Source organism: Pseudomonas sp. O39 (assembly GCF_045447295.1).
Lineage (GTDB): Bacteria > Pseudomonadota > Gammaproteobacteria > Pseudomonadales > Pseudomonadaceae > Aquipseudomonas > Aquipseudomonas antarctica_A.
Genome location: NZ_JBJGXV010000017.1, coordinates 103,572 through 123,879, shown reverse-complemented (window position 1 = coordinate 123,879; position 20,308 = coordinate 103,572). Strand labels below are relative to the sequence as shown.

16 protein-coding genes and 1 pseudogene are annotated in these 20,308 nt (G+C 60.1%); 9 read left to right on the top strand and 8 right to left on the bottom strand.

The features are described from left to right. Positions 1 to 106: 106 nt before the first annotated feature. On the bottom strand, positions 107 to 1,045 hold the full coding sequence (locus tag ACI77D_RS20645; RefSeq protein WP_064452161.1) for a magnesium transporter CorA family protein: 939 nt from the start codon (positions 1,043 to 1,045) through the stop codon (positions 107 to 109). Between the two features lie 6 nt (positions 1,046 to 1,051). Beyond that, positions 1,052 to 2,638 carry a RimK family protein gene (locus ACI77D_RS20640; protein WP_064452160.1) on the bottom strand — a complete coding sequence of 529 codons (1,587 nt, stop codon included), beginning with the start codon at positions 2,636 to 2,638 and terminating at the stop codon, positions 1,052 to 1,054. Between the two features lie 94 nt (positions 2,639 to 2,732). Between ACI77D_RS20640 and ACI77D_RS20635 the strand changes: the two genes are divergently transcribed. Continuing rightward, entirely contained in the window at positions 2,733 to 3,833 is a 1,101-nt protein-coding gene (locus ACI77D_RS20635) for a GNAT family N-acetyltransferase/peptidase C39 family protein (RefSeq protein ID WP_064452159.1), read from the top strand. Here the strand turns inward: ACI77D_RS20635 and sfnG are convergent. Further along, the gene (gene sfnG, locus ACI77D_RS20630) at positions 3,817 to 4,902 is read right to left on the bottom strand and encodes a dimethylsulfone monooxygenase SfnG (protein ID WP_064452158.1); all 1,086 of its coding nucleotides are present in this window, start codon (positions 4,900 to 4,902) and stop codon (positions 3,817 to 3,819) included. The two genes, ACI77D_RS20635 and sfnG, sit on opposite strands and share 17 nt — an antisense overlap. A gap of 268 nt (positions 4,903 to 5,170) precedes the next feature. Between sfnG and ACI77D_RS20625 the strand changes: the two genes are divergently transcribed. Then, positions 5,171 to 6,409 (top strand): acyl-CoA dehydrogenase family protein, encoded by a 1,239-nt coding sequence (locus tag ACI77D_RS20625; RefSeq protein WP_407017381.1) that lies wholly within the window; start codon positions 5,171 to 5,173, stop codon positions 6,407 to 6,409. 52 nt (positions 6,410 to 6,461) lie between these two features. On the opposite strand, the gene ACI77D_RS20620 is transcribed toward ACI77D_RS20625, so the two are convergent. Both ACI77D_RS20620 and ACI77D_RS20615 read right to left on the bottom strand, forming a co-directional pair. Next, on the bottom strand, positions 6,462 to 7,247 hold the full coding sequence (locus ACI77D_RS20620; RefSeq protein ID WP_064452156.1) for a sulfite exporter TauE/SafE family protein: 786 nt from the start codon (positions 7,245 to 7,247) through the stop codon (positions 6,462 to 6,464). 82 nt (positions 7,248 to 7,329) lie between these two features. Then, positions 7,330 to 8,109, bottom strand: coding sequence for a class I SAM-dependent methyltransferase (locus tag ACI77D_RS20615; RefSeq protein WP_064452155.1), 780 nt, complete (start codon positions 8,107 to 8,109; stop codon positions 7,330 to 7,332). Between the two features lie 137 nt (positions 8,110 to 8,246). On the opposite strand from ACI77D_RS20615, the gene ACI77D_RS20610 reads away from it, so the two are divergent. The 3 genes from ACI77D_RS20610 to ACI77D_RS20600 all read left to right on the top strand — a co-directional run bounded on the left by ACI77D_RS20610 (position 8,247) and on the right by ACI77D_RS20600 (position 10,057). Next, positions 8,247 to 8,768, top strand: coding sequence for a DUF3455 domain-containing protein (locus tag ACI77D_RS20610; protein ID WP_064452154.1), 522 nt, complete (start codon positions 8,247 to 8,249; stop codon positions 8,766 to 8,768). An 84-nt stretch (positions 8,769 to 8,852) separates the two neighbouring features. Next, on the top strand, positions 8,853 to 9,386 hold the full coding sequence (locus ACI77D_RS20605) for a sigma-70 family RNA polymerase sigma factor (protein ID WP_064454926.1): 534 nt from the start codon (positions 8,853 to 8,855) through the stop codon (positions 9,384 to 9,386). Further along, entirely contained in the window at positions 9,383 to 10,057 is a 675-nt protein-coding gene (locus ACI77D_RS20600) for an anti-sigma factor domain-containing protein (protein WP_407017380.1), read from the top strand. Before ACI77D_RS20605 ends, ACI77D_RS20600 begins: the two co-directional genes overlap by 4 nt. Here the strand turns inward: ACI77D_RS20600 and ACI77D_RS20595 are convergent, their stop codons facing one another. Next, positions 10,058 to 11,359, bottom strand: coding sequence for an ATP-binding protein (locus tag ACI77D_RS20595; RefSeq protein WP_262667754.1), 1,302 nt, complete (start codon positions 11,357 to 11,359; stop codon positions 10,058 to 10,060). A 3-nt stretch (positions 11,360 to 11,362) separates the two neighbouring features. After that, complete coding sequence (locus tag ACI77D_RS20590; protein WP_053256356.1) at positions 11,363 to 12,064, bottom strand: response regulator transcription factor; 702 nt, start codon at positions 12,062 to 12,064, stop codon at positions 11,363 to 11,365. Positions 12,065 to 12,235: 171 nt separating this feature from the next. On the opposite strand from ACI77D_RS20590, the pseudogene ACI77D_RS20585 reads away from it, so the two are divergent. From ACI77D_RS20585 to ACI77D_RS20570, 4 genes and pseudogenes are all read left to right on the top strand, one after another. Continuing rightward, positions 12,236 to 13,389, top strand: a pseudogene (locus tag ACI77D_RS20585) (efflux RND transporter periplasmic adaptor subunit). A 6-nt stretch (positions 13,390 to 13,395) separates the two neighbouring features. Next, positions 13,396 to 16,485 (top strand): multidrug efflux RND transporter permease subunit, encoded by a 3,090-nt coding sequence (locus tag ACI77D_RS20580; protein WP_407017379.1) that lies wholly within the window; start codon positions 13,396 to 13,398, stop codon positions 16,483 to 16,485. 52 nt (positions 16,486 to 16,537) lie between these two features. Further along, positions 16,538 to 17,179 (top strand): DUF1345 domain-containing protein, encoded by a 642-nt coding sequence (locus ACI77D_RS20575; RefSeq protein WP_064452150.1) that lies wholly within the window; start codon positions 16,538 to 16,540, stop codon positions 17,177 to 17,179. Between the two features lie 320 nt (positions 17,180 to 17,499). Beyond that, positions 17,500 to 17,967, top strand: a complete 468-nt coding sequence (locus tag ACI77D_RS20570; RefSeq protein WP_407017378.1) for a hypothetical protein — start codon at positions 17,500 to 17,502, stop codon at positions 17,965 to 17,967. Between the two features lie 57 nt (positions 17,968 to 18,024). Here the strand turns inward: ACI77D_RS20570 and ACI77D_RS20565 are convergent, their stop codons facing one another. Further along, the gene (locus ACI77D_RS20565) at positions 18,025 to 20,289 is read right to left on the bottom strand and encodes an autotransporter outer membrane beta-barrel domain-containing protein (RefSeq protein ID WP_407017377.1); all 2,265 of its coding nucleotides are present in this window, start codon (positions 20,287 to 20,289) and stop codon (positions 18,025 to 18,027) included. Positions 20,290 to 20,308: the final 19 nt, after the last annotated feature.

Genomic DNA, 20,308 nt, shown 5'->3' with positions numbered 1-20,308 from the left:
CATGTACTCAATCTCCCTAACCCCTCACAGGCTTAAAGCAACACAAAGAGTTGCGTAGACACCTATGGCCATCGCAGGCAAGCCAGCGCCCACAGGTGTTCAGTGCTCACACCACATTTGCGCCACCCGCGATGCGCTTGAGCCCCACCACCATCAACCCCGCCCCAACGCCCATCGCCACCATCAACAGCGGGTACGACACCCACCACGGTGTACCCGCCGTCATCATGCTGAACTCCGACATGCCGCCCACGCTGGCAATCAGGTTAAGCGGCAGGAACACCACGTTGATCAACGTCAGCTTGCGCAGCAGGTTGTTCATGCTGTTGTTCATCAGGTTGCCGCGCGCGTCGATCAACCCGGAAAACACATTGGAGTAGATCTCCGCCTGCTTGTAGCACTGGTGGTTTTCAATGATCAGGTCATCGATCAGCCCCAGGATCTCGGCGCTGAAATGTTCCTTTTCCCCATGATTGCGCAACCGCGACAGCACCGCGCCGTTGCTGTGCAGCGCGTTGATGTAATAGATCAGGCTCTCGCTGAGGTTGAACATTTGCATCAGGTGATGGTTGCTCATCGACGCGTTGAACTGTTGCTGCAACTCCCGCGCGACCAGCTTGATCACCTTGAGGTGGCCCAGGTAGTGATGGATGTTGTTGAGCAACAGATCGAGCAGCACATCCAATGGCGTGTGCAGCGGCCGGCGAGCGCCGAGGCCGGACAGCGGGGTTTCATCGGTAGCAATCACCAGCAGGCGACCCGGCGAAAACAACAGGCCGCAGGACGCCACTTCAAACATCAGGTTGCCACCACCGGAGTATTTCTCCGGGCGTTTCCAGATCAGGAACAGGTAGTCGGGGTGAAATTCAATGCGTGAGACTTCGTCCGGGTCGAGTGCCGAGGCCAGGGCGTGTTCGTCGAGTTTATGGTGGTCGCGCAGCCATTCGCGTTCGGCAACATCCGGGTTATTGAACAGCATGATCGGAGCGTCGTCCCTGTCCCCTTTGCGCAGCTTTCCGTCGGTCAGTTCAAAACGCTGGATCATGGCGCGTCACCAGACCTGGCCTTGGCGTTTCAATTCCAGGCGCCGTACAAACTCCTCCAGCACCAGCGCATACAGGTCGTCTTGCAAATAGGCATCTTCGATACCGGCATCCATATTGGGGTTGTCGTTGACCTCGATCACCACCACCTTGTCGCCGGATTGCTTGAGGTCGACGCCGTACAGGCCGTCGCCGATCAGGTTGGCGGTCTTGACCGCCAGTTCCACCACCGCCTTGGGCGCTTCGTGGACCGCCAGGGTGCGGCATTCGCCGTTGATGTCCTGGCCGATGGCCTTGTGGTTGTAGATCTGCCAATGGCCCTTGGACATGAAGTACTGGCAGGCAAAGATCGGCTTGCGGTTGAGTACGCCGATGCGCCAGTCGTACTCGGTGTAGAAAAACTCCTGGGCCAGTAACAGCACCGAGTGTTCAAACAACTCGGCGGTGGCCTTGAGCAAGGCTTCCTGGCTTTCAACCTTGATCACGCCCCGGGAGAAACAACCGTCGGGGATCTTCAACACCAGCGGGAAGCCGAGGCGTTCGCCGACCCGCTCGAAATCTTCCGGTCGCTCCTTGTAGAGAATCTCGGTGGCGGGCATACCCAGTTGGTGACTGTTGAGCAGGTCGGTGAGGTAGACCTTGTTGGTACAGCGCAGGATCGACGCCGGGTCATCCATCACCACCAGGCCTTCGCTTTCGGCTTTCTTGGCAAAACGGTAGGTGTGGTTGTCGACGCTGGTGGTCTCACGGATCAGCAAGGCGTCGTACTCGGCGAGGCGCGAGTAATCCTTGCGCTCGATCAGTTCCACATCAATGCCCAGGCCCTTGCCGACGCGCACGAAGTTCTCCAGCGCCTTGGCATTCGACGGCGGCAATTGCTCCTGGGGATCATGGAGGATGGCCAGGTCATAGCGGGCCAATCGACGTGAGCGCGGTTGGCGCCAGATCTTGCGGCTGAAGTTGTCGAGGGCGTGGGCGAACTGGTCTTCCTGGTCGTCGCGTAACTTGTGCAATACGCCGGATTTCACGCCCTCGATATGCCAGCCGTTGTTCTTGCGAAATTCAACTAACAAGATCGGACACGGGAAGGTTTCAAACAGCTGACGGGCCAACTCCTGCAACGGTTCTATATTGGTTCGGCCAAAGTACAGCGTCAGGGTAAACCCTTCGGTATTGCTGTAGAGGTGATGACTCAAGGCTTTATCGAGGGTTTTATCCAAGTCATCCAGGGACAAGCCATACAGCGACTTTTTGGTCAGTTCGCTGATGGTACGCACCGATGGAATCACCTTGTGCCCTCGTGCTTCGGCCAGCAACGAGCAGTAGTAACCGTGCCCCAGGTACTTGTAGCTACGGCACAGGTTGATGACCTGCACGCGCTTGCCCGTTTCGTTCTCGCGGGTTTGCTCGAGGTACTCCTGGGCCGTCACGATGTCTTCGCTGGGGAAGTAGGAGGCCCAATCTTCCTTGCGCTCGACAATAATCACGACTTGACTGGAACCTTTAAGAGGCGCGGAAAAATAACCGTTGGAAGTTATTGTCGCCGCGACGGTTTGCTCGGATACTTCACGCCAATGACTTTGTACCGCCGACATAATATTTGATCCGCTTTAGAGAACTCGACCTTTTCTATTAAGCACGATCTTTTAGAGAAGTCCCGTTTCGTTACGCAACTTTTACGGCGGTCATATGGCTCTTTCCTTTCGCGTTGCAACCCCCGCTGATGTGCCCGAATTGGTGGCGCTGGAACAGCATTGTTTCACCACTGACCGGCTCTCGCCGCGCAGTTTCCAGTGGATGGTCAGCCGCGCCCATGGCCAGTTGCTGGTCGCGGAAAATGAGCAGCAATTGCTCGGTTATGCGCTGGTGTTGTTCCATCGCGGCACCTCGCTGGCGCGGCTCTACTCCATCGCGATCGCCGAGCATGCACGGGGCACGGGCCTGGGCAAGCAGTTGCTGACGCGCATTGAGGCCTGCGCCGTAGCGCATGATTGCGCTTACCTGCGCCTGGAGGTGCGCACCGACAACCCCGGCGCCCTCGCCCTGTATGAACGCAATGGCTACCGCCGCTTTGCCCTGATCAACGACTATTACGAAGACCACACCGCCGCCATCCGCCTGGAAAAACGCATTCTCCAGCATCAGGTCGCGCGCCCGCAGAGCGTGCCGTACTACCAGCAGACCACCGACTTCACCTGCGGCGCCGCCTGCCTGCTGATGGCCATGGGCGCGCTGGTACCGCATCGCCTCGCCCAGCGCCGCGAAGAGCTGCAAATCTGGCGCGAGGCGACCACCGTGTTCATGACCGCAGGCCATGGCGGCTGCAGCCCGCAAGGCTTGGCCCTGGCGGCCTGGCGTCGGGGGTTCAGGGTGCGAATGCAGGTGAATGTGCGCGGGCCGCTGTTTCTCGACGGCGTGCGCGACCAGCATAAAAAGGACGTCATGCGCCTGGTCCACGAGGCGTTTGAGGAAGAGCTGGCAGGCAGCGATGTTGAGCAGGTGCTCGGCGGCGCGCTGGATTTACCTCAAGTATTGCAGGACGGCGGACAGCCGCTGGTGTTGATCAGCAGCTACCGCCTCACCCGCTCCAAATCGCCCCATTGGGTGATGGTCACCGATTGCGACGAGGACTTCGTTTACCTGCACGACCCCGATGTAGACCACAGCCAGCATCGCCAGCCCCTGGACTGCCAGCACCTGCCGGTCAGCCATGGGGAGTTCGAGCGAATGTGCCGGTTCGGCAATAACAAATTGCGTGCGGCGGTTGTGCTTTTCAAGCCACTTGCTTGATCCCGGCCTTGGCTTCCAGCTCGCGAACCAGCGGCAACACGCGTTTGCCGAAGTACTCGACTTCCTCCTGGAAGTGCAGGAAGCCGGCCAGCACCAGGTCAACGCCCACGGCCTTGAGCGCAACGATGCGCTCGGCAATCTGCTGCGGGGTGCCGATCAGGTTGGTCTTGAAGCCGTCGTTGTATTGCACCAGGTCTTCGAAGCTGGACTTGGCCCAGTTGCCCTCACCTTCCGGCGAGGCCTTGCCTGCCTGCTTGGCGGCATCACCAAACGCATTCACCGCTTCGGGGTCGGCCTTGTCGATGATTTCTGCGAGCACGGCGCGGGCTTCTTCCTCGGTGTCGCGGGCGATCACGAAGGCATTCACGCCGACTTTGACCGAATGGTTATTCGCGGCAGCCTTGGTACGAATGTCATCCACCTGGGCCTTGATGCCTTCCGGCGTGTTGCCGTTGGTGAAGTACCAGTCCGACACGCGTGCGGCCATGTCCCGCGCCGCCCGCGAGCTGCCGCCCTGGAAGACTTCCGGCTGGCCCAGCGGCTTGGGCTTGAGGGTGTAGTTGTTGAAACGGTAGAAGTCGCCCTTGAAGGTGAAATCGTCCTGGCTCCAGATGCCCTTCAGCGCGCGGATAAATTCCTCGGAGCGGCGATAGCGCTCATCGTGCTCCAGCCACGGCTCACCGATGGCCTGGAATTCGCCCTTGAACCAGCCACTGACGATATTCACCGCGATACGGCCGTTGGTGAGCTGGTCGATAGTCGCCAGTTGCTTGGCCGCCAGCGCCGGCTGCCATGGGCCGGGCAAGATCGCGGCGATGACCTTGAGCGTGGTGGTGGCCGCCAGCAGCGCATGGCTGAACGCCACGGATTCATGCTGGTTTTCGGCGCCGTAGCCTGCGGTGAAGCGAATTTGCGTCAGGCCATATTCAAAGCCTGCCGCTTCGGCCAACTGCGCCAGTTTGCGGTTGTAGTCAATACCCCAATGGGTGCGTTGTTCAATCTTGCTCACCACCAACCCACCGCTCACGTTGGGCACCCAGTAGGCAAATTTCACGGCTTGCTGACTCATCTAGCGATACCTCGCACAAAGGAATGTACCGAAGGGTTGAGCAGCAAGCGTGCCAGGCCTTGGCAAACGCCCGGGCCATGGGCATCGCGGCAAGAAACACAGCGCTGGGTCGCTGGGCGACGAATGTCAGGGATCGCGCCGGTTTGTCGAAACACTGTTGCTGGAGCAACAGTGAATTGCACCCTTTGCCCCTGAATACGGGCTGAAGAACCCGGCACGGACTGTGCAATCACCGTAACACTTGATCACTGCCCAGGAGCCGTACCCCATGACCGAGCAACACGTCATCAACCCGCTGTCCACCGGCGTCGATTACCCCACCCTGGCCGCACGTTTTCGGCCGATATTCCAGCGTATCGCCGACGGCGCACTGGCGCGTGAACAAAGCCGTACCCTGCCCCATGAGCCGATTCAATGGCTCAAGGAGGCCGGCTTTGGCGCGGTGCGGGTGCCGGTGGAATACGGCGGTGGTGGTGCGTCCCTGCCGCAGTTGTTCGAACTGCTGATTGAATTGGCCGCCGCTGACTCCAACGTGCCCCAGGCCCTGCGCGGCCACTTCGCCTTTGCCGAAGACCGCCTGAATGCACCACCGAGCGCGGGTCGCGACCTGTGGTTCAAGCGTTTTGTCGATGGCGATATCGTCGGCTGCGCCTGGACTGAAATCGGCAATGTCGCGATCGGCGACGTCGTCACCCAGGTCAGCCCCGACGGTGACCAATGGAAACTCAACGGCGAAAAGTTCTACAGCACCGGCAGCATTTTCTCCGACTGGATCGACGTATATGCCCAGCGCAGCGACACCGGTGGCGACGTGATTGCCGCCACCCGCACGCGCCAACCCGGCGTGCTGCAAAGCGATGACTGGGACGGCTTCGGCCAGCGCACCACCGGCAGCGGCACCACGCGCTTTACCGACGCCATCGTCGAAACGGAAAACCTCATCGATTTTGCCACCCGTTTCAAATACCAGACGGCGTTTTACCAGTTGGTGCTGCTGGCGAGCCTGGCCGGCATTGGTCGCGCCGCGCTCAACGACGTGGCGCATCAGGTGCGCAGTCGCAAACGCATTTACAGCCATGGCAATGCCGCCCACGTCAGCCAGGATGCGCAGGTTCAACAAGTCGTCGGTGAGGTGGCAGCACTGGTCTACGCCGCCGAGGCCGGCGCGCTTAAAGCCGCAGTGCCGGCACAACAGGCGTACCTGGCGCGATTTGCCGGGGATGACGCTGCTGAGCGTGCAGCTAATGTGGCTGCCGAGATTGAATCAGCGACGGCGCAGGTGGTGGTGTCAGCGCTGATCCAGCGTGCCACCAGCGAATTGTTCAACGCACTGGGGGCCTCGGACGTGCGCCAGGGTAAAGCCCTCGACCGCCACTGGCGTAATGCGCGCACCGTGTCATCCCATAACCCGGTGATCTACAAGGCGCGCATCGTGGGTGATTGGGTGATCAACGGCACCGAGCCACCGTTTGTATGGCAGATCGGCAACGGCCCGGCCAAAAGCTGACGCGGAAAACAGGTGGGAGCAGGCCCGCTCCCACACTTGAATGGCGTACGCCTTAGAACGCCAGCTTGTAGCCGATGGTCATCAACATGATCGCCAGGCATGGGCGTAATACGCCGTCCGGGACTTTGCCGGTCATGTGGCTGCCGAGGTAAATCCCCGGCAGCGACCCCATCAGCAAAAAGCCCAGCAGGTGCCAGTCCATATTGCCCATGCTGGCGTGGCCCAGGCCCGCCACCAGGGTCAACGGCACGGCATGGGCGATCTCGGTGCCGACTAAACGTCGGGTAGCGAGAAACGGGTACAGGATAAACAGCGCGACGGTGCCCAGGGCGCCGGCGCCGATAGAGGTCAAGGCAACCATGGTGCCCAGAATTGCGCCGGTGACCACCGTCAGCGCGTTCAGGTTACGCGGGCTCATGTGGTAGTCATCGCCGGCATGGCGCTGGGCGAAGGCCAACAGGCTTTTCTTGAACAGGATCGCCAGGGCGGTCAACAGCAGCACCACGCCAAGGGCTTGCTTGATCACCGCGTTCATCGCGCTGGGGTCGGTGTGCAGGCTGGCGAGGAACCACAAGGTCAGCAGCACGGCGGGCACACTGCCCAGGGTCAGCCAGCCGGTGATGGTCCAGTCGATGTTCTTGTTCTTGCTGTGTACCAGCACACCACCGGACTTGGTGATGGCGGCGTACAACAGGTCGGTGCCCACGGCGGTGGCCGGGTTAATGCCGAACCACAACAGGATCGGGGTCATCAAAGAGCCCCCACCTACACCCGTCATGCCCACGATAAAACCAACGATCAGGCCAGCGATTACAAAACCAATATTACCCACATCCATTGCAGCTACCCGCGGCCTTATAAATTTCTGGCCGCAGGATAGCGATTTTTCTTATAACGACTTATATCAATATGATCTGACTTTATGCTTTTTCTGTCAGCCGATGGCAGACGTAGGCTTGAGTCTGGTACTGAAAAGCTACCGTATCGCGCCCGCGCAAAGCAGGATGGGTGTCGATCAGCGTGAGCAATTGCGCAGTCACCGTGGCCTTTTGCGCGGCAGGCAGCGCCGCGATGAAGCTCACCGACAGAAAGCGATCCATGATCACTTCCTGAGGGCTGCCCACATGTTGATAGGGAAAGCAGGTGATTTCGGGCGCGGAAAAATATTTGCCGGTGAAGGCTTCGCGCCAACGGCCGCTGTGAAAGCGCGGCGTGTCGCCTTCGTATGGCGTGATGATTTCAGTCATGGCGGCGACCCAATCCACCGACTCGTCGCGCACATTCCACACCAATCCCAGGCGTCCATCCGGTTTGAGTACCCGGTGGATTTCCGCCACGGCCGCCTCGGTGGCAAACCAGTGGAAGGCTTGTGCGCACACCACCGCATCCGCAACGGCGCTTTCCAGCGGAATCGCTTCGGCGGTGCCATTGACCAGGTGCACATCCGGCAGCAGCTTGCTCAACTGCGCGCCCATTGCCGGCACCGGCTCCACGGCAATCAGCGTGGGCGCCAGGGTATTGAGCAAGCGGGTGAACTTGCCGGTGCCGGCGCCCAGGTCGATGACCGTCGACTGCGCGCTAATACCCAGTGTGTCGCTCAACCAGCCGGTGAGTTGCCGTGGATAGTCCGGTCGACCGTGGGCGTAAGCGACGGCCTGGGTAGAAAACCCTTGTTGAGCAGACGCGTGAATACCAGTCATTGCCAATCTCTCCTCGGGTAAAGCGGGTGCACAGTGTGCGCCCTTCGCATTTTATTTTCTAACCGGTGCATCCAATCAGGCGGCTCATGGGTAGTACCCACAGCAACCCTGCTGTTCTACTCAATGGAGAAGTCCCGATGAACGCTAAAGCATTGCTCTGCCTGACTGGTTTGCTCCTCGGCGCCCCCACCGCCTTTGCCCAAACCGGTTTACCCGACAGCATCAAGGTGCCGGATGGCCACAAGGTGGCGCTGGAGACCACCGGCGTCGGCGAAATCACCTACGAATGCCGCGACAAAGCTAACGCTGCCGGCCAGACCGAATGGACCTTCGTCGGCCCCAAAGCGGTACTGAATGACCGCAGCGGCAAGCCAGTGGGCACCTACTTCGGCCCGCCGGCCACCTGGCAAGCCAAGGACGGTTCAAAGGTCACCGGCACCCAATTGGCGGTGGCGCCGTCGGGTGCGGGCAACCTGCCCTATCAGTTGGTCAAGGCCAACCCGGCCGAGGGCAAGGGTGCGATGACTGGCGTAAGTTATATCCAGCGGGTCGCTCTTAAAGGGGGCGTGGCGCCGAGTACCGCGTGCACCGCCGCCAACAAGGGCAAGCAGGAAGTGGTGAAATACCAGGCCGACTACATATTCTGGGCAGCCAACTGAGCACATTCAGCTAGGCTAATGCGCTGGCGCCCCGACCTTTGGGTCGGGGCATTGATCATGTTCTTGCGGCGGAAACCCCGGTCCTTGCCTGAAGCCCCTTTTGACTACGAAGCCTGCCTTCTGGCCTGCGCGCGTGGCGATCAACGCGCCCTGCGTCGGCTGTATGAGCAGGACAGCAGCCGTCTGCTCGGCGTGGCCTTGCGCATTGCCCGCGACAAAGCCCTGGCCGAGGACATCGTGCACGACGCGTTTATCAAGATCTGGCGCGGCGCCGCCAGCTTCGACCCCGACCGCGGTTCGGCGCGTGGCTGGGTATTCAGCGTGACCCGGCACCTGGCCTTGAATTTCGTGCGCAATCATCACCGCGAGGTGCCGTTAGGCGAGGAACATGACGACCTCGCCGCCGCCGACGACGACGCCGTTGAGTTCAGCGCACGCAGCGGGCAGATTCACCATTGCCTGGAACAGCTAGACCCGGCCCGCCGCCGTTGCATCCTCCACGCCTATGTCGACGGCTATTCCCAGAGTGAAATCGCGCAGAAACTGGACACCCCGCTGGGGACCGTCAAAGCCTGGATCAAACGTAGCCTCGCCGCGCTGCGGGAGTGCATGGCATGAGTAACCCATTGGACGAACTGGCCAGCGAATACGTGCTGGGCACCCTGCCCTCTGAACAGCGCGCCGAGGTTGAACGACGCCTGCAACACGACGCCGCGTTGCGCACGGCGGTGGACGCCTGGGAACAACGCCTGTTGCCCCTGACGGCATTGGCCGAACCGGTCCCCCCGTCCGCACAGCTATGGCGGCGCATCGAACGCACTGTTGGGCGCGCCGATACCCGCGAGCCCTGGTGGAACCTGCTTGCACTCTGGCGCGGTTTGGCCGGTGCGGGGCTGGTCACCACACTGGTACTGGCCGCGCTGCTGCTGACCCGCCCGCCCAGCGCTGAACCGACCTTTGTGGTGGTGCTGGTGGCGCCTCAAAGCCAGGCACCGGGTTGGGTCATCCACGCCAGCAATACTCAACAGATCCAGTTGATTCCGTTGGGCGTGATGGAAGTGCCGGCCGACAAGGCCCTGCAATTCTGGACCAAAGGCGATGGCTGGCAAGGCCCCGTATCACTGGGCCTGGTCAAACCGGGGCAGACCCTGTCGGTGCCCTTGGACAAACTGCCACCCCTCACGCCAAACCAGCTGTTCGAGCTGACACTGGAAGACCCGCGTGGTTCGCCAACCGGCAAGCCGACCGGGCCGATCCAGGCCATCGGCCGCGCCGTCAAGGTGCTCTGATCAGCCGACGCTGGGCAACCACACGCGAAACCGCGCACCGCCCAGCGGCGATGCCAGCGCCGTTAACGTGCCGCCCTGGGCTTCCATCGCACGCCGACTGATCGCCAAGCCCAGGCCGAAGCCGCCAGTGGCGCGGTCGCGGCTACGGTCCAGGCGGTAAAACGGCTCGAAAATACGCTCACGCTGGTCCACGGGAATGCCGATGCCATCGTCATCCACCCAGATTTCACAGCCATTGGCACAGACCTTGACGCCTACCTGGATGCGCTTGTCGCAATACCGCGTGGCATTGCGCAGCAGGTTCTGCAGGGCGCGGGCCGTGAGGCGCGGGTCGAGGCTGACGCGCTCCACGGCACAGTCGAGCGCCACATCGATGACAATCTCGGGGTTTTCCAACTCGTCATCGACGCTGCCCAGCACGCTGTCGATAAACTCGTCGAGCACCACTTCCACACGCTCCGGCAACTGCGCCGGGTTTTGCAGGCGGCTGTAGGAGAGCAATTCCAGCACTAATTCGTCCAGCTCGCGGATGTGCGCAACGAGGCTTTGCAGACGCTCGCGACTGGCCTGGGGCAAGTCTTCCGACAGGGCCAGGGCCAGGCCGAAGTCCAGGCGCGTCAGCGGTGTGCGCAGTTCGTGGGAGACCGCATTGAGCAGGTCACGCTGCTGGTTGAGCAGGCGCTCGATATCGTCGGCCATGGTGTCAAACACCGTGGCCAGGCTGCCGATGTTGGACCTGGCGGGAATGTGCGTACGCTCAGCCAGGTTGCCCCTGCCCAACTGGACGGCGGTGGTCTTCAGGCGCTCCAGGTCGCGCCAATGCGGGCGCAGCCAAAACAGCAGGCACGCCAGCAGCGCAGCACCGATCAACACGTTCATCGACCAGTACAGCAGGTTCATGTCCAGCGGGTCGGGCGGGATCGTCAGCTTGACCACAAATTGATCGTTGACCGGTGAACTGATTTGATCCATCCAGCCCCACTCTCCCAGGCGGATCACCGGTTTGCCTTGCTCCAGCAGGTGCTCTTCTTCAGGGGTGTAACTCGCGTCCTGGCGCAGCAGCAGTTGCACTTTCAGCGGCGCAAAGTCACGGCCCAGTTGCGCGGTGACCTCTGACCAGTGCTCCACCGGCACGCGCAGATAGTGTTCAACGATCAGCTTTTGCTGACCGCGACTCTGCTCGACGTTGTAGTTCATGTAGCGATGTTCGAACACCTTGATCACCAGTTTGGGAATCAGGTAGATCGCCGCACTGTAGGTGACGATGGTGATCAGGTAGAGGCGTAGCAGCGCACGAAACATGGATCAGCATTCCCACTCGGAACGGCTGAACAAGTAACCCTTGCCCCACACGGTCTTGATCTTGCGCGCTTCGCCGGCATGGTCGTCGAACTTGCGGCGCAGCTTGGAAATGGCCACGTCCACCGAGCGGTCGGTACCGTTGAACTCGATACCGCGCAGGCGTTGCAGAATCTGGTCGCGGCTGAGCACTTCACCGGCATGCCGGGCCAGCACCACCAGCAGGTTGTATTCACCGCTGGAAAGCTCCACCGCTTGCTCGCGCCACGTCACCGTGCGTTCGGACAGGTCGATACACAGGTTGCCCATGATGATCTGGTCGTTGGCAACCTGGGGGTCGGACAGGCTGCTGCGGCGCAACAAGGTGCGCACTCGCGCCAGCAATACGCGCGGCTCGCAGGGCTTGGTGACATAGTCGTCAGCGCCCATTTCCAGGCCCAGCACCTGATCGTGGCTGTCGTCTCGCGCGGTGAGCATCAGGATCGGCAAGCCCGCCGAGTCGGCACGCAGCAAGCGACACACCTGCAGGCCGTCAAGGCCCGGCAACATCAGGTCGAGGATCACCAGGTCCGGCGGGTTAAGGCGTGCGCGCTCGCGAACGTGATCGCCACGGCTGAGTACGCTGACGTGGTAGCCATTGCGTTCCAGGTAACTGGCAATCAGCTCGGAGAGCGCGGCGTCATCTTCCACCAGAAGGATGTTGGGCATGGTGTTTCCAAATAATGCGGTTTGTTGGTGTGTTGCAGGATTGTGCAAGGATATACGCCCCCGGCGCTCAGCGCGCCGCACCTTACATTTCTTCACAGACGGGCTACAGAGCTTCACAGCACCGCGGCGCAGGTGACTTTAGGATGCGCCAGTCAATATTGGGATATGAGCATGTCGAAGAATCTGTTTGCGCCGTTTTGCCTGCTGGCCTTGACGCTGGCACTGAGTGCTTGTGGCAAGTCGGCCGATGACGCGCCGGAAATGCCCTTGGCCAAAGTCCGCATCGAAACCCTGCAGGCCAAACCCCTCTCCATCACCAGCGAACTGAGCGGGCGAATCGCCGCACCGCGCATTGCCGAAGTGCGTGCACGGGTCGCTGGCGTGGTCATGCAGCGCGTGTTCAAGGAAGGCCACGACGTGAAACAGGGCGATGTGCTGTTTCGCATTGACCCGGCCCCGTTCAAGGCTGACCTGGACAGCGCTCGGGCCAACCTGGACAAGGCCCAGGCCAATGCCTTCCAGGCACGCCTGCAAGAACAGCGCTACAGCCAGTTGGTAGAAGGCAATGCCATCAGCGGCCAGGACTACGACAATGCCCGCGCCGCCGTGCGCCAGACCAACGCCGAAGTCGCCGCTAATAAGGCTGCCGTCGAGCGTGCGAAGCTGAACCTGGGCTACGCCACCGTCACTGCGCCGATCTCCGGCCGAATCGGCCGCGCGCTGGTGACCGAGGGTGCACTGGTGGGCCAGAACGAAGCCACGCCACTGGCGATCATCCAGCAACTGGACCCGATTCACGCCGACCTGACCCAGTCGACCCGCGAGCTGAATGACCTGCGCCGCGCCTTCCGTGCCGGCAGCTTGAAGCAGGTCGGCCAGGACCAGGCCAAGGCCACGCTGATCCAGGACGACGGCAGCCTGTACCCGCTGCCGGGCAAATTGCTGTTTGCCGAGATCAGCGTCGACCCGGGCACCGGGCAGATCATCCTGCGCAGCGAGTTCCCCAACCCTGACCTCGACCTGCTGCCCGGCAGTTTTGTGCGCGTGCGCCTGGAACAAGCGGTTGATAAGCAAGGCATCAGCGTGCCGCAACGCGCCATTACGCGCGACAGCGCCGGCATCCCGATGGTGCTGCTGTTGGACGCCGAGCAGACCGTCAGCCAACAGCCGGTGGAGCTGGGCGCGGTCGTCGAGGATCGCTGGATCGTCAGCAGCGGCCTCAAGCCCGGTGATCGCATCATCGTCGAAGGCCTGCAACACGCGCGCCCCGGTGAAAAGTCGAAGTGGACGACAGCCCGGCCCCTGGCCAGCCCGTAAAGGAATAACCCGCCATGCCGCAGTTCTTTATTGACCGCCCGATTTTCGCCTGGGTGGTCGCCCTGTTTATCCTGCTGGCCGGTGCACTCGCCATCCCGCAGTTGCCGGTGGCGCAGTACCCCAACGTGGCGCCGCCAAAGGTGGAAATCTACGCGGTGTACCCGGGCGCTTCGGCCCAGACCCTGGATGAAAGCGTGGTCAGCCTGATTGAGCAGGAGCTCAACGGCGCCGATCACCTGCTGTATTTCGAATCCCAGAGCAGCCTGGGTTCGGCCACGATCACCGCCACCTTCCAGCCGGGCACCAACCCGGAAATGGCCCAGGTTGATGTGCAAAACCGCCTTAAAGCGGTAGAGCCGCGCTTGCCGCAAGCGGTGACCCAGCAAGGCTTGCAGGTGGAAAAGGTTTCCGCCGGCTTCCTGCTGCTGGTCACCCTGACCTCCAACGACGGCAAGCTCGATGACGTCGCGCTCAGCGATTACCTGGCACGCAACGTGATGAACGAGCTCAAGCGCCTGGACGGTGTGGGCAAAGCCCAGCTGTATGGCGCCGAGCGCGCCATGCGTATCTGGATCGACCCGCAGAAGTTGATTGGCTTCAACCTCACCCCGGCCGACGTGAACGCTGCAATCAGCGCGCAGAACGCCCAGGTCTCGGCGGGCAGCATCGGTGATTTGCCGGGTACCAAGACCCAGGAAATCACCGCCGCCATCCTGGTCAAGGGCCAACTGTCGACGCCGGCGGAATTCGCCGACATCGTGCTCAAAGCCAACCCTGACGGCTCCACCGTGCGTATCGGCGACGTGGCGCGGGTGGAGATCGGCAGCCAGGAATACCAGTTCTCCACGCGCCTGAACGGCAAGCCATCCACCGCCGTCAGTGTGCAGCTGTCGCCGGGCGCCAACGCGCTGAAAACGGCGACCCTGGTGCGGGCGAGGATGGACGAGCTGTCGCGCTACTTCCCGGCCAACGTGGAGTACAAGATCCCGTACGACACCTCGCCCTTCGTCAAGGTCTCGATTACCAAAGTGGTCTACACCTTGCTCGAGGCGATGGCGCTGGTGTTTGCGGTGATGTACCTGTTCCTGCAGAACGTGCGCTATACCTTGATCCCGACGCTGGTGGTGCCCATTGCATTGATGGGCACCTTCGCCACCATGTTGTTGCTGGGCTTCTCGATCAACGTGCTGACCATGTTCGGCATGGTGCTGGCGATCGGCATCCTGGTGGACGATGCGATTGTGGTAGTGGAGAACGTCGAGCGCATCATGGTCACCGAGGGTTTGTCGCCCAAAGAGGCCACGCGCAAGGCCATGGGCCAGATTACCGGGGCCATCGTCGGTATCACCCTGGTGTTGGTCGCGGTGTTTCTGCCAATGGCGTTCATGCCGGGTTCGGTCGGGGTGATCTACCAGCAGTTCTCGCTGTCGATGGCGACCTCGATCCTGTTCTCGGCGTTCCTCGCCCTGACGTTGACCCCGGCTTTGTGCGCGACCTTGCTCAAACCGATTGCCAAGGGCGAGCACCACGCCAAAAGCGGCTTTTTCGGCTGGTTCAACAAACGTTTTGAAAGCTTCACGGACCGTTATGAAGGCTGGGTGGCCTATGCCCTCAAGCGCAGCGGCCGTTACCTGCTGATCTACTTGGTATTGCTGGTGGGCCTGGGGTGGATGTTCAGCCGCCTGCCCTCTTCGTTCCTGCCGGTGGAGGACCAGGGTTACACCATTACCGATATCCAGTTGCCGCCGGGTGCGAGTAAGAACCGCACGGTGCAGGTGGCCGAGCAGATCGAAGCACATAACGCCGAGGAGCCTGGGGTGGGCGATACCACCATGATCATGGGCTTCAGTTTCTCCGGTTCCGGGCAGAACGCGGCGCTGGCGTTTACCACGCTCAAGGATTGGTCGAAACGCAGCAGCGAGGATTCGGCCTCGGCCATTGCCGACCGCGCCAACGCCGCTTTCGGCGAGCTTAAGGATGCGATTGCCTTTGCGATCCTGCCACCGCCCGTGGACGGCCTTGGCACCTCCAGCGGTTTCGAGTTCCGCTTGCAGGACCGTGGCGGTGTCGGCCATGCCGCGTTGATGCAGGCACGTACCGAGTTGCTGGCGGCCGCCGAGAAAAGCCCGATCCTGGCCAACGTGCGCGAAAGCGCCCTGGCTGAAGCGCCGCAAGTGCAGTTGCAGGTTGACCGCAAGCAGGCCAACGCCCTTGGGGTCTCCTTCGCGGACGTGGGTAATGTGCTGTCCTCGGCCATCGGCTCAGCCTATGTCAACGACTTCCCCAACCAGGGCCGCATGCAGCGGGTGGTCGTGCAGGCCGAAGGCGACCAGCGCAGCCAGGTGGCGGACTTGATGAAGATCAACGTGCGCAACAACGCCGGGAAGATGGTGCCGTTGTCGGCATTCGTCGAAGCCAAATGGACCCAGGGCCCTGCGCAGTTGACGCGTTACAACGGCTACCCGGCCATCGCCATCAGCGGTGAAGCAGCACCGGGGCACAGCACCGGTGAGGCGATGGAAGAAATTCAGCGCCTGGTCAGCCAACTGCCGGCGGGCCTGGGCCAGGAATGGACCGGTTTGTCGTTGCAGGAACGCTTGTCCGGGTCCCAGGCGCCATTGCTGTTGGGCCTGTCGCTGTTGATCGTGTTCCTGTGCCTGGCCGCGCTGTATGAAAGCTGGTCGATTCCAACGTCGGTATTGTTGGTGGTGCCGCTGGGTGTGCTCGGCGCCGTATTGGCGGTGAGCTTGCGCGGCATGCCTAACGATGTGTTCTTCAAGGTCGGCCTGATCACCATCATTGGCTTGTCGGCGAAGAACGCGATCCTGATCATCGAGTTCGCCAAGGACTTGTATGAGCAGGGCGAAGACTTGATCGACGCCACCTTGAAAGCCGCGCGCCTGCGTTTACGGCCCATCATCATGACGTCGCTCGCCTTTATCCTCGGCGTGGTGCCGTTGGCCATTGCCACCGGTGCCAGCTCGGCCAGCCAGCAGGCGATCGGCACGGGCGTGATAGGCGGGATGATCACCGCAACACTGGCGGTGGTGTTTGTGCCGGTGTTCTTTGTGGTCGTCATGAAGCTGGTGCGCAAGCGTTCATAACCCGTTTGAAAATGCGCTATGGTGCTCACAACCTCCCCTGTTGTGAGCACCTATGGCCTTCCTCGCCCGCACCCACCCTCGCCTCTCCGCCGCCGCCGTCCTGGGCCTTGCCGTGGGCATCCTGGCGCCCGCCGACACGATCATCAGCAAAATCCTCATCGGCTGGAACGCCGGCGTCTGGACCTACCTGATACTGATGCTGTGGCTAACCAGCCGCTCGCGTGCCGACGACGTCAAACGCTTCGCCGAGATTGAGGATGAAAACGCAGGATTGGTGCTGTTCATGGTGTGCATCGCGGCGATTGCCAGCCTGGCGACCATCACGCTGAACCTGGTGGGCAGCAAAGACCTGGACAGCACCGCGCGCCTGCTGCATTACGGTTTTACCGGTATGACGGTGATCGGTTCATGGTTGCTGACCGGCGTGATTTTCAGCGTGCATTACGCGCGGCTTTTTTATACGTGGGAAGGTGACGAGCCGGCGCTGCGCTTTGCCGAAGGTTTGCGTAACCCCAACTATTGGGACTTCCTGTACTTCTCGTTCACCATTGGCGTGGCGGTGCAGACGGCCGATGTAGGCGTTGCCACGCGCAGCATGCGTAAAGTGGTGTTGGGCCAATCGTTGATCGGCTTCTTGTTCAATACCGCCATCCTTGGCTTCTCGATCAATATCGCCGCGGGTCTGTTCAGCTGAGCTTGGCTGGCCAGACCCCTGGCCTTGTCGCCTGCACACTTAGATGAAAAAGCTATTAAAAGTCTTTTATTAGACTGTCAACTATGACAGTAGACAAGTGTGAGGAAAGGCCTCTAATAGCGTGAGCTATTCAAACATAGCGCTGTACGGGCACAGTTGAATACTGCCTTCACAAGCGGCGTAACGAAGAAGATAGACACGCATTTGTAAACTGTGAATTCTGACAGTTACATAAATATTTTATTTGTCGCTTGATACCTGCAGTCAGAAGCATCAGCGCTTCTGAATCTTGCAAAAACATCATTGATGGAGAGGCGATCATGGCAGCGACACTGAAATTGGCAACTGAAAAACCAGCCCCCCGCGACGCAACTGGCGAGGTAAAAGGAACGATTGGTGATCACTCATTTAAAACCGATATCGGTAAATGGAGCATCCATCAAGGCATTGTCAGCATGAACCTTATTCACAAACATGAAGACGGCAACGTGGCAGAAGATGTATTCATCCAATTCCCGAGCGATGTCGAATTCGGCAAAGAACTGCAACTGCGAACGCACAATCCTCCAATGGCCTGGGTTTCCTACAAGGCCGAAGACCCTGTTTTGGTCGCCCAGTGCATCAGCAGTCGCAGCGGAGATCCAGAAAACAAGCCTGGTAAAGCGATCCTGGTTATTGAAAAGCTGTCACTCAGTCCTTTTCAAGTCACCGGCAAGCTCCAGTCAACGACTAATGAGATTCGCATAGAATACGTCACCCTCAATTTTCACTTGAAACAGAGTAATTAACCAACGACAAAAAGCCCTGATCGAAAGATCAGGGCTTTTTAATGACCGGCGCTTTAGTTAGAAGGAATAACGTACGCCAACGTTGGCACCCAGTACCTGATCGATTTTATTACTGGAGCTGGTTTCAAGGTCCGCGTGCATTTGCAGGTTCTGCGAGAGTTTCACCGCTACGCCGGCACCAAACTTGGCGCGCGAACCTGACAGGTCATTGTTGAAGGTCTGGTTGTTGACCGCAACCTTATTATTGTTGGCGAACTCGTGAACCATGGCCGCACGCAGGTACGGCTGGATAATGGTGCCACTGTCGAGCTGGATATCACGCCCTACTGTCGCGCCGGCTTCAGCGATACGTGAACGGGTACGTTCACCGTCGACTTTCAAGCCATTTTTCAGACTGTAGTTTCCACCCTGGACCACAATCGTCGACAGTCGACCATAAGGTTCAACGTACCAGCCATCATCGAGTTTGATATTGCGACCGAACTCAGCCGACAGGCTGCCACCCACGTTGTTGTAATTACCTTTGGTCGATGTAGCGTCGCTGAGGCTTACTTTGGCTTCGTTCTGGAAACGGTTGGCCTTGGCTACCGTATCAAAGTAGAACCCGCTTTCCTGGTCCATCCAGGTTGCATAAGCGCCCACGAAGTAGCTCTTGACGGTACCCGAGGAGCCGCGCGCAGGGTTAAGGTCGGAGGTACTATGACCAGCCATCACACCCACCAGCCATTGGCTGTCTACCAGCGGCATGTCCGCACCGATGGAGAAGCCGCGCTGGTTTTGCGTATACGCGGTACCCGAACTTTCGGACACGTTGTACTTGTTACCAAAACCACGAACCCAAAGACCCGCCTGGCCTGGCTCGAAACGCAACTCACCCATGCGGGCGCGCAACGAGGCCTCTTCGCCGTACATCACCGTCGGCGCGGTGTTGAAGAGTGCCGTTACCACACGGGTGCCACGGCTTTTCGTACGGGTTTCCGGGTCGAGATACCAATCAGTGCCTTCTTTTTTCAGATCGTAGGCAAAAGCACCTGCATCGACCGGGCCATTAACCAGGGAGAACTGCGCATCCCCACCGCCGGTATGGACCACGCGAACCTGATCGGGGTTGACCGGCTCAGCGCCACTGGCCGACAGCAACAGGTTGTGATTACCCGTAGCTTCGCCGGTGACATTGATGAAGTCCGTCTTGCCTTGCGCGAAATCGGTGCCCATAACAAACGTGCCATCACCGGCAAGCGTATTCAGGTTCAGTTGATAGAACGCATCCCCGGCGCCCATGGTAACCGTACCACCGGTCATGTTCAGTACACCGACCTGGCTGTCGCCCGTCATGTTCCAGTTGGAAGCATTGCCCACGTTCAAGCTGGACACATTCTGCAACTGGCCAGTCAACTCGGCGTTGTTCTGCAGGGTCAAATGGGCGGTGCTGGTGCCATCGACCACCACATTGCCGGTCAAACGGCTGTTATCAACCGTCATCGTCGCTGAACTGCCGCCCGTGACAGACAGCAGATTACCGTTACCCCCCGTGAGCGTGGAGCCGTTGCGCACCTCTATTTCTACCACCGGGGCCAGGCCTTGCGAGGCCCTGACCGAAATGGCGGAACCGGTTTTGCCCTCAACAACGGATTGGTCCAATACCAACTTGCCATCGGTGGTATCAAAACGTCCGCGGGTAAACGATACCCCGCTGCCCTGGCCGACGATCGTGGCCTGGGTGGCCGTTGCCGTGGCACCCCGTAGGGAAAGGCCAAAACTGTTCACGCCAGTACCTTGTACCAACGTGCCTTGCTTGAAGTCCATCTGGCTACCGCTGCTGGCTTCCGCCCCGCCGGCAGTACCGCTGATAATGCTGTTGCTTACTTGTGTTGACGAGCCATCGTCGGAACTTACAGCACCAACGGCTTGCAAACCCACGCCGTTGTTGTTGGTAATCGTACTGCTATTGATAAACGCAGCGCTTTGTTCCAGGCGCACTGCGCCGAACACCGGGTTGTTCGAAGTTACATGCGCTGATTCGAGATGAACCACGGACCCGTTAGTCGCACGAACATCATTGGCCTGACTGCCGGCATTCATGTTCAGCGTAGAGGCTGCGAGTGCAATGCTGGTGGCCGTTGCGTTGTTCATGTCCAGGGTGGACTGGTTAAACAATTGCCAATCCGTAGTTTGCTCAGTGGCGTCAATGGTTTTTTGCTCACCGTTCAACTGAGCGGCTTGCGCTTGCCCATGTACCGCAGCAAACAGGCAGAACGTAATGGTTGGGACTTTCATCATCTTACTCAAGGGCTTGAGTTCGAATATATTCAGTGCCGACATGGTCAATCACTCTTTGGCA

Coding starts and splice junctions, on each gene's coding strand:
- ACI77D_RS20645 (WP_064452161.1), bottom strand. CDS start 1,045: ATGATCCAGCGTTTTGAACTGACCGACGGAAAGCTGCGCAAAGGGGAC.
- ACI77D_RS20640 (WP_064452160.1), bottom strand. CDS start 2,638: ATGTCGGCGGTACAAAGTCATTGGCGTGAAGTATCCGAGCAAACCGTC.
- ACI77D_RS20635 (WP_064452159.1), top strand. CDS start 2,733: ATGGCTCTTTCCTTTCGCGTTGCAACCCCCGCTGATGTGCCCGAATTG.
- sfnG (WP_064452158.1), bottom strand. CDS start 4,902: ATGAGTCAGCAAGCCGTGAAATTTGCCTACTGGGTGCCCAACGTGAGC.
- ACI77D_RS20625 (WP_407017381.1), top strand. CDS start 5,171: ATGACCGAGCAACACGTCATCAACCCGCTGTCCACCGGCGTCGATTAC.
- ACI77D_RS20620 (WP_064452156.1), bottom strand. CDS start 7,247: ATGGATGTGGGTAATATTGGTTTTGTAATCGCTGGCCTGATCGTTGGT.
- ACI77D_RS20615 (WP_064452155.1), bottom strand. CDS start 8,109: ATGACTGGTATTCACGCGTCTGCTCAACAAGGGTTTTCTACCCAGGCC.
- ACI77D_RS20610 (WP_064452154.1), top strand. CDS start 8,247: ATGAACGCTAAAGCATTGCTCTGCCTGACTGGTTTGCTCCTCGGCGCC.
- ACI77D_RS20600 (WP_407017380.1), top strand. CDS start 9,383: ATGAGTAACCCATTGGACGAACTGGCCAGCGAATACGTGCTGGGCACC.
- ACI77D_RS20595 (WP_262667754.1), bottom strand. CDS start 11,359: ATGTTTCGTGCGCTGCTACGCCTCTACCTGATCACCATCGTCACCTAC.
- ACI77D_RS20590 (WP_053256356.1), bottom strand. CDS start 12,064: ATGCCCAACATCCTTCTGGTGGAAGATGACGCCGCGCTCTCCGAGCTG.
- ACI77D_RS20580 (WP_407017379.1), top strand. CDS start 13,396: ATGCCGCAGTTCTTTATTGACCGCCCGATTTTCGCCTGGGTGGTCGCC.
- ACI77D_RS20575 (WP_064452150.1), top strand. CDS start 16,538: ATGGCCTTCCTCGCCCGCACCCACCCTCGCCTCTCCGCCGCCGCCGTC.
- ACI77D_RS20570 (WP_407017378.1), top strand. CDS start 17,500: ATGGCAGCGACACTGAAATTGGCAACTGAAAAACCAGCCCCCCGCGAC.
- ACI77D_RS20565 (WP_407017377.1), bottom strand. CDS start 20,289: ATGTCGGCACTGAATATATTCGAACTCAAGCCCTTGAGTAAGATGATG.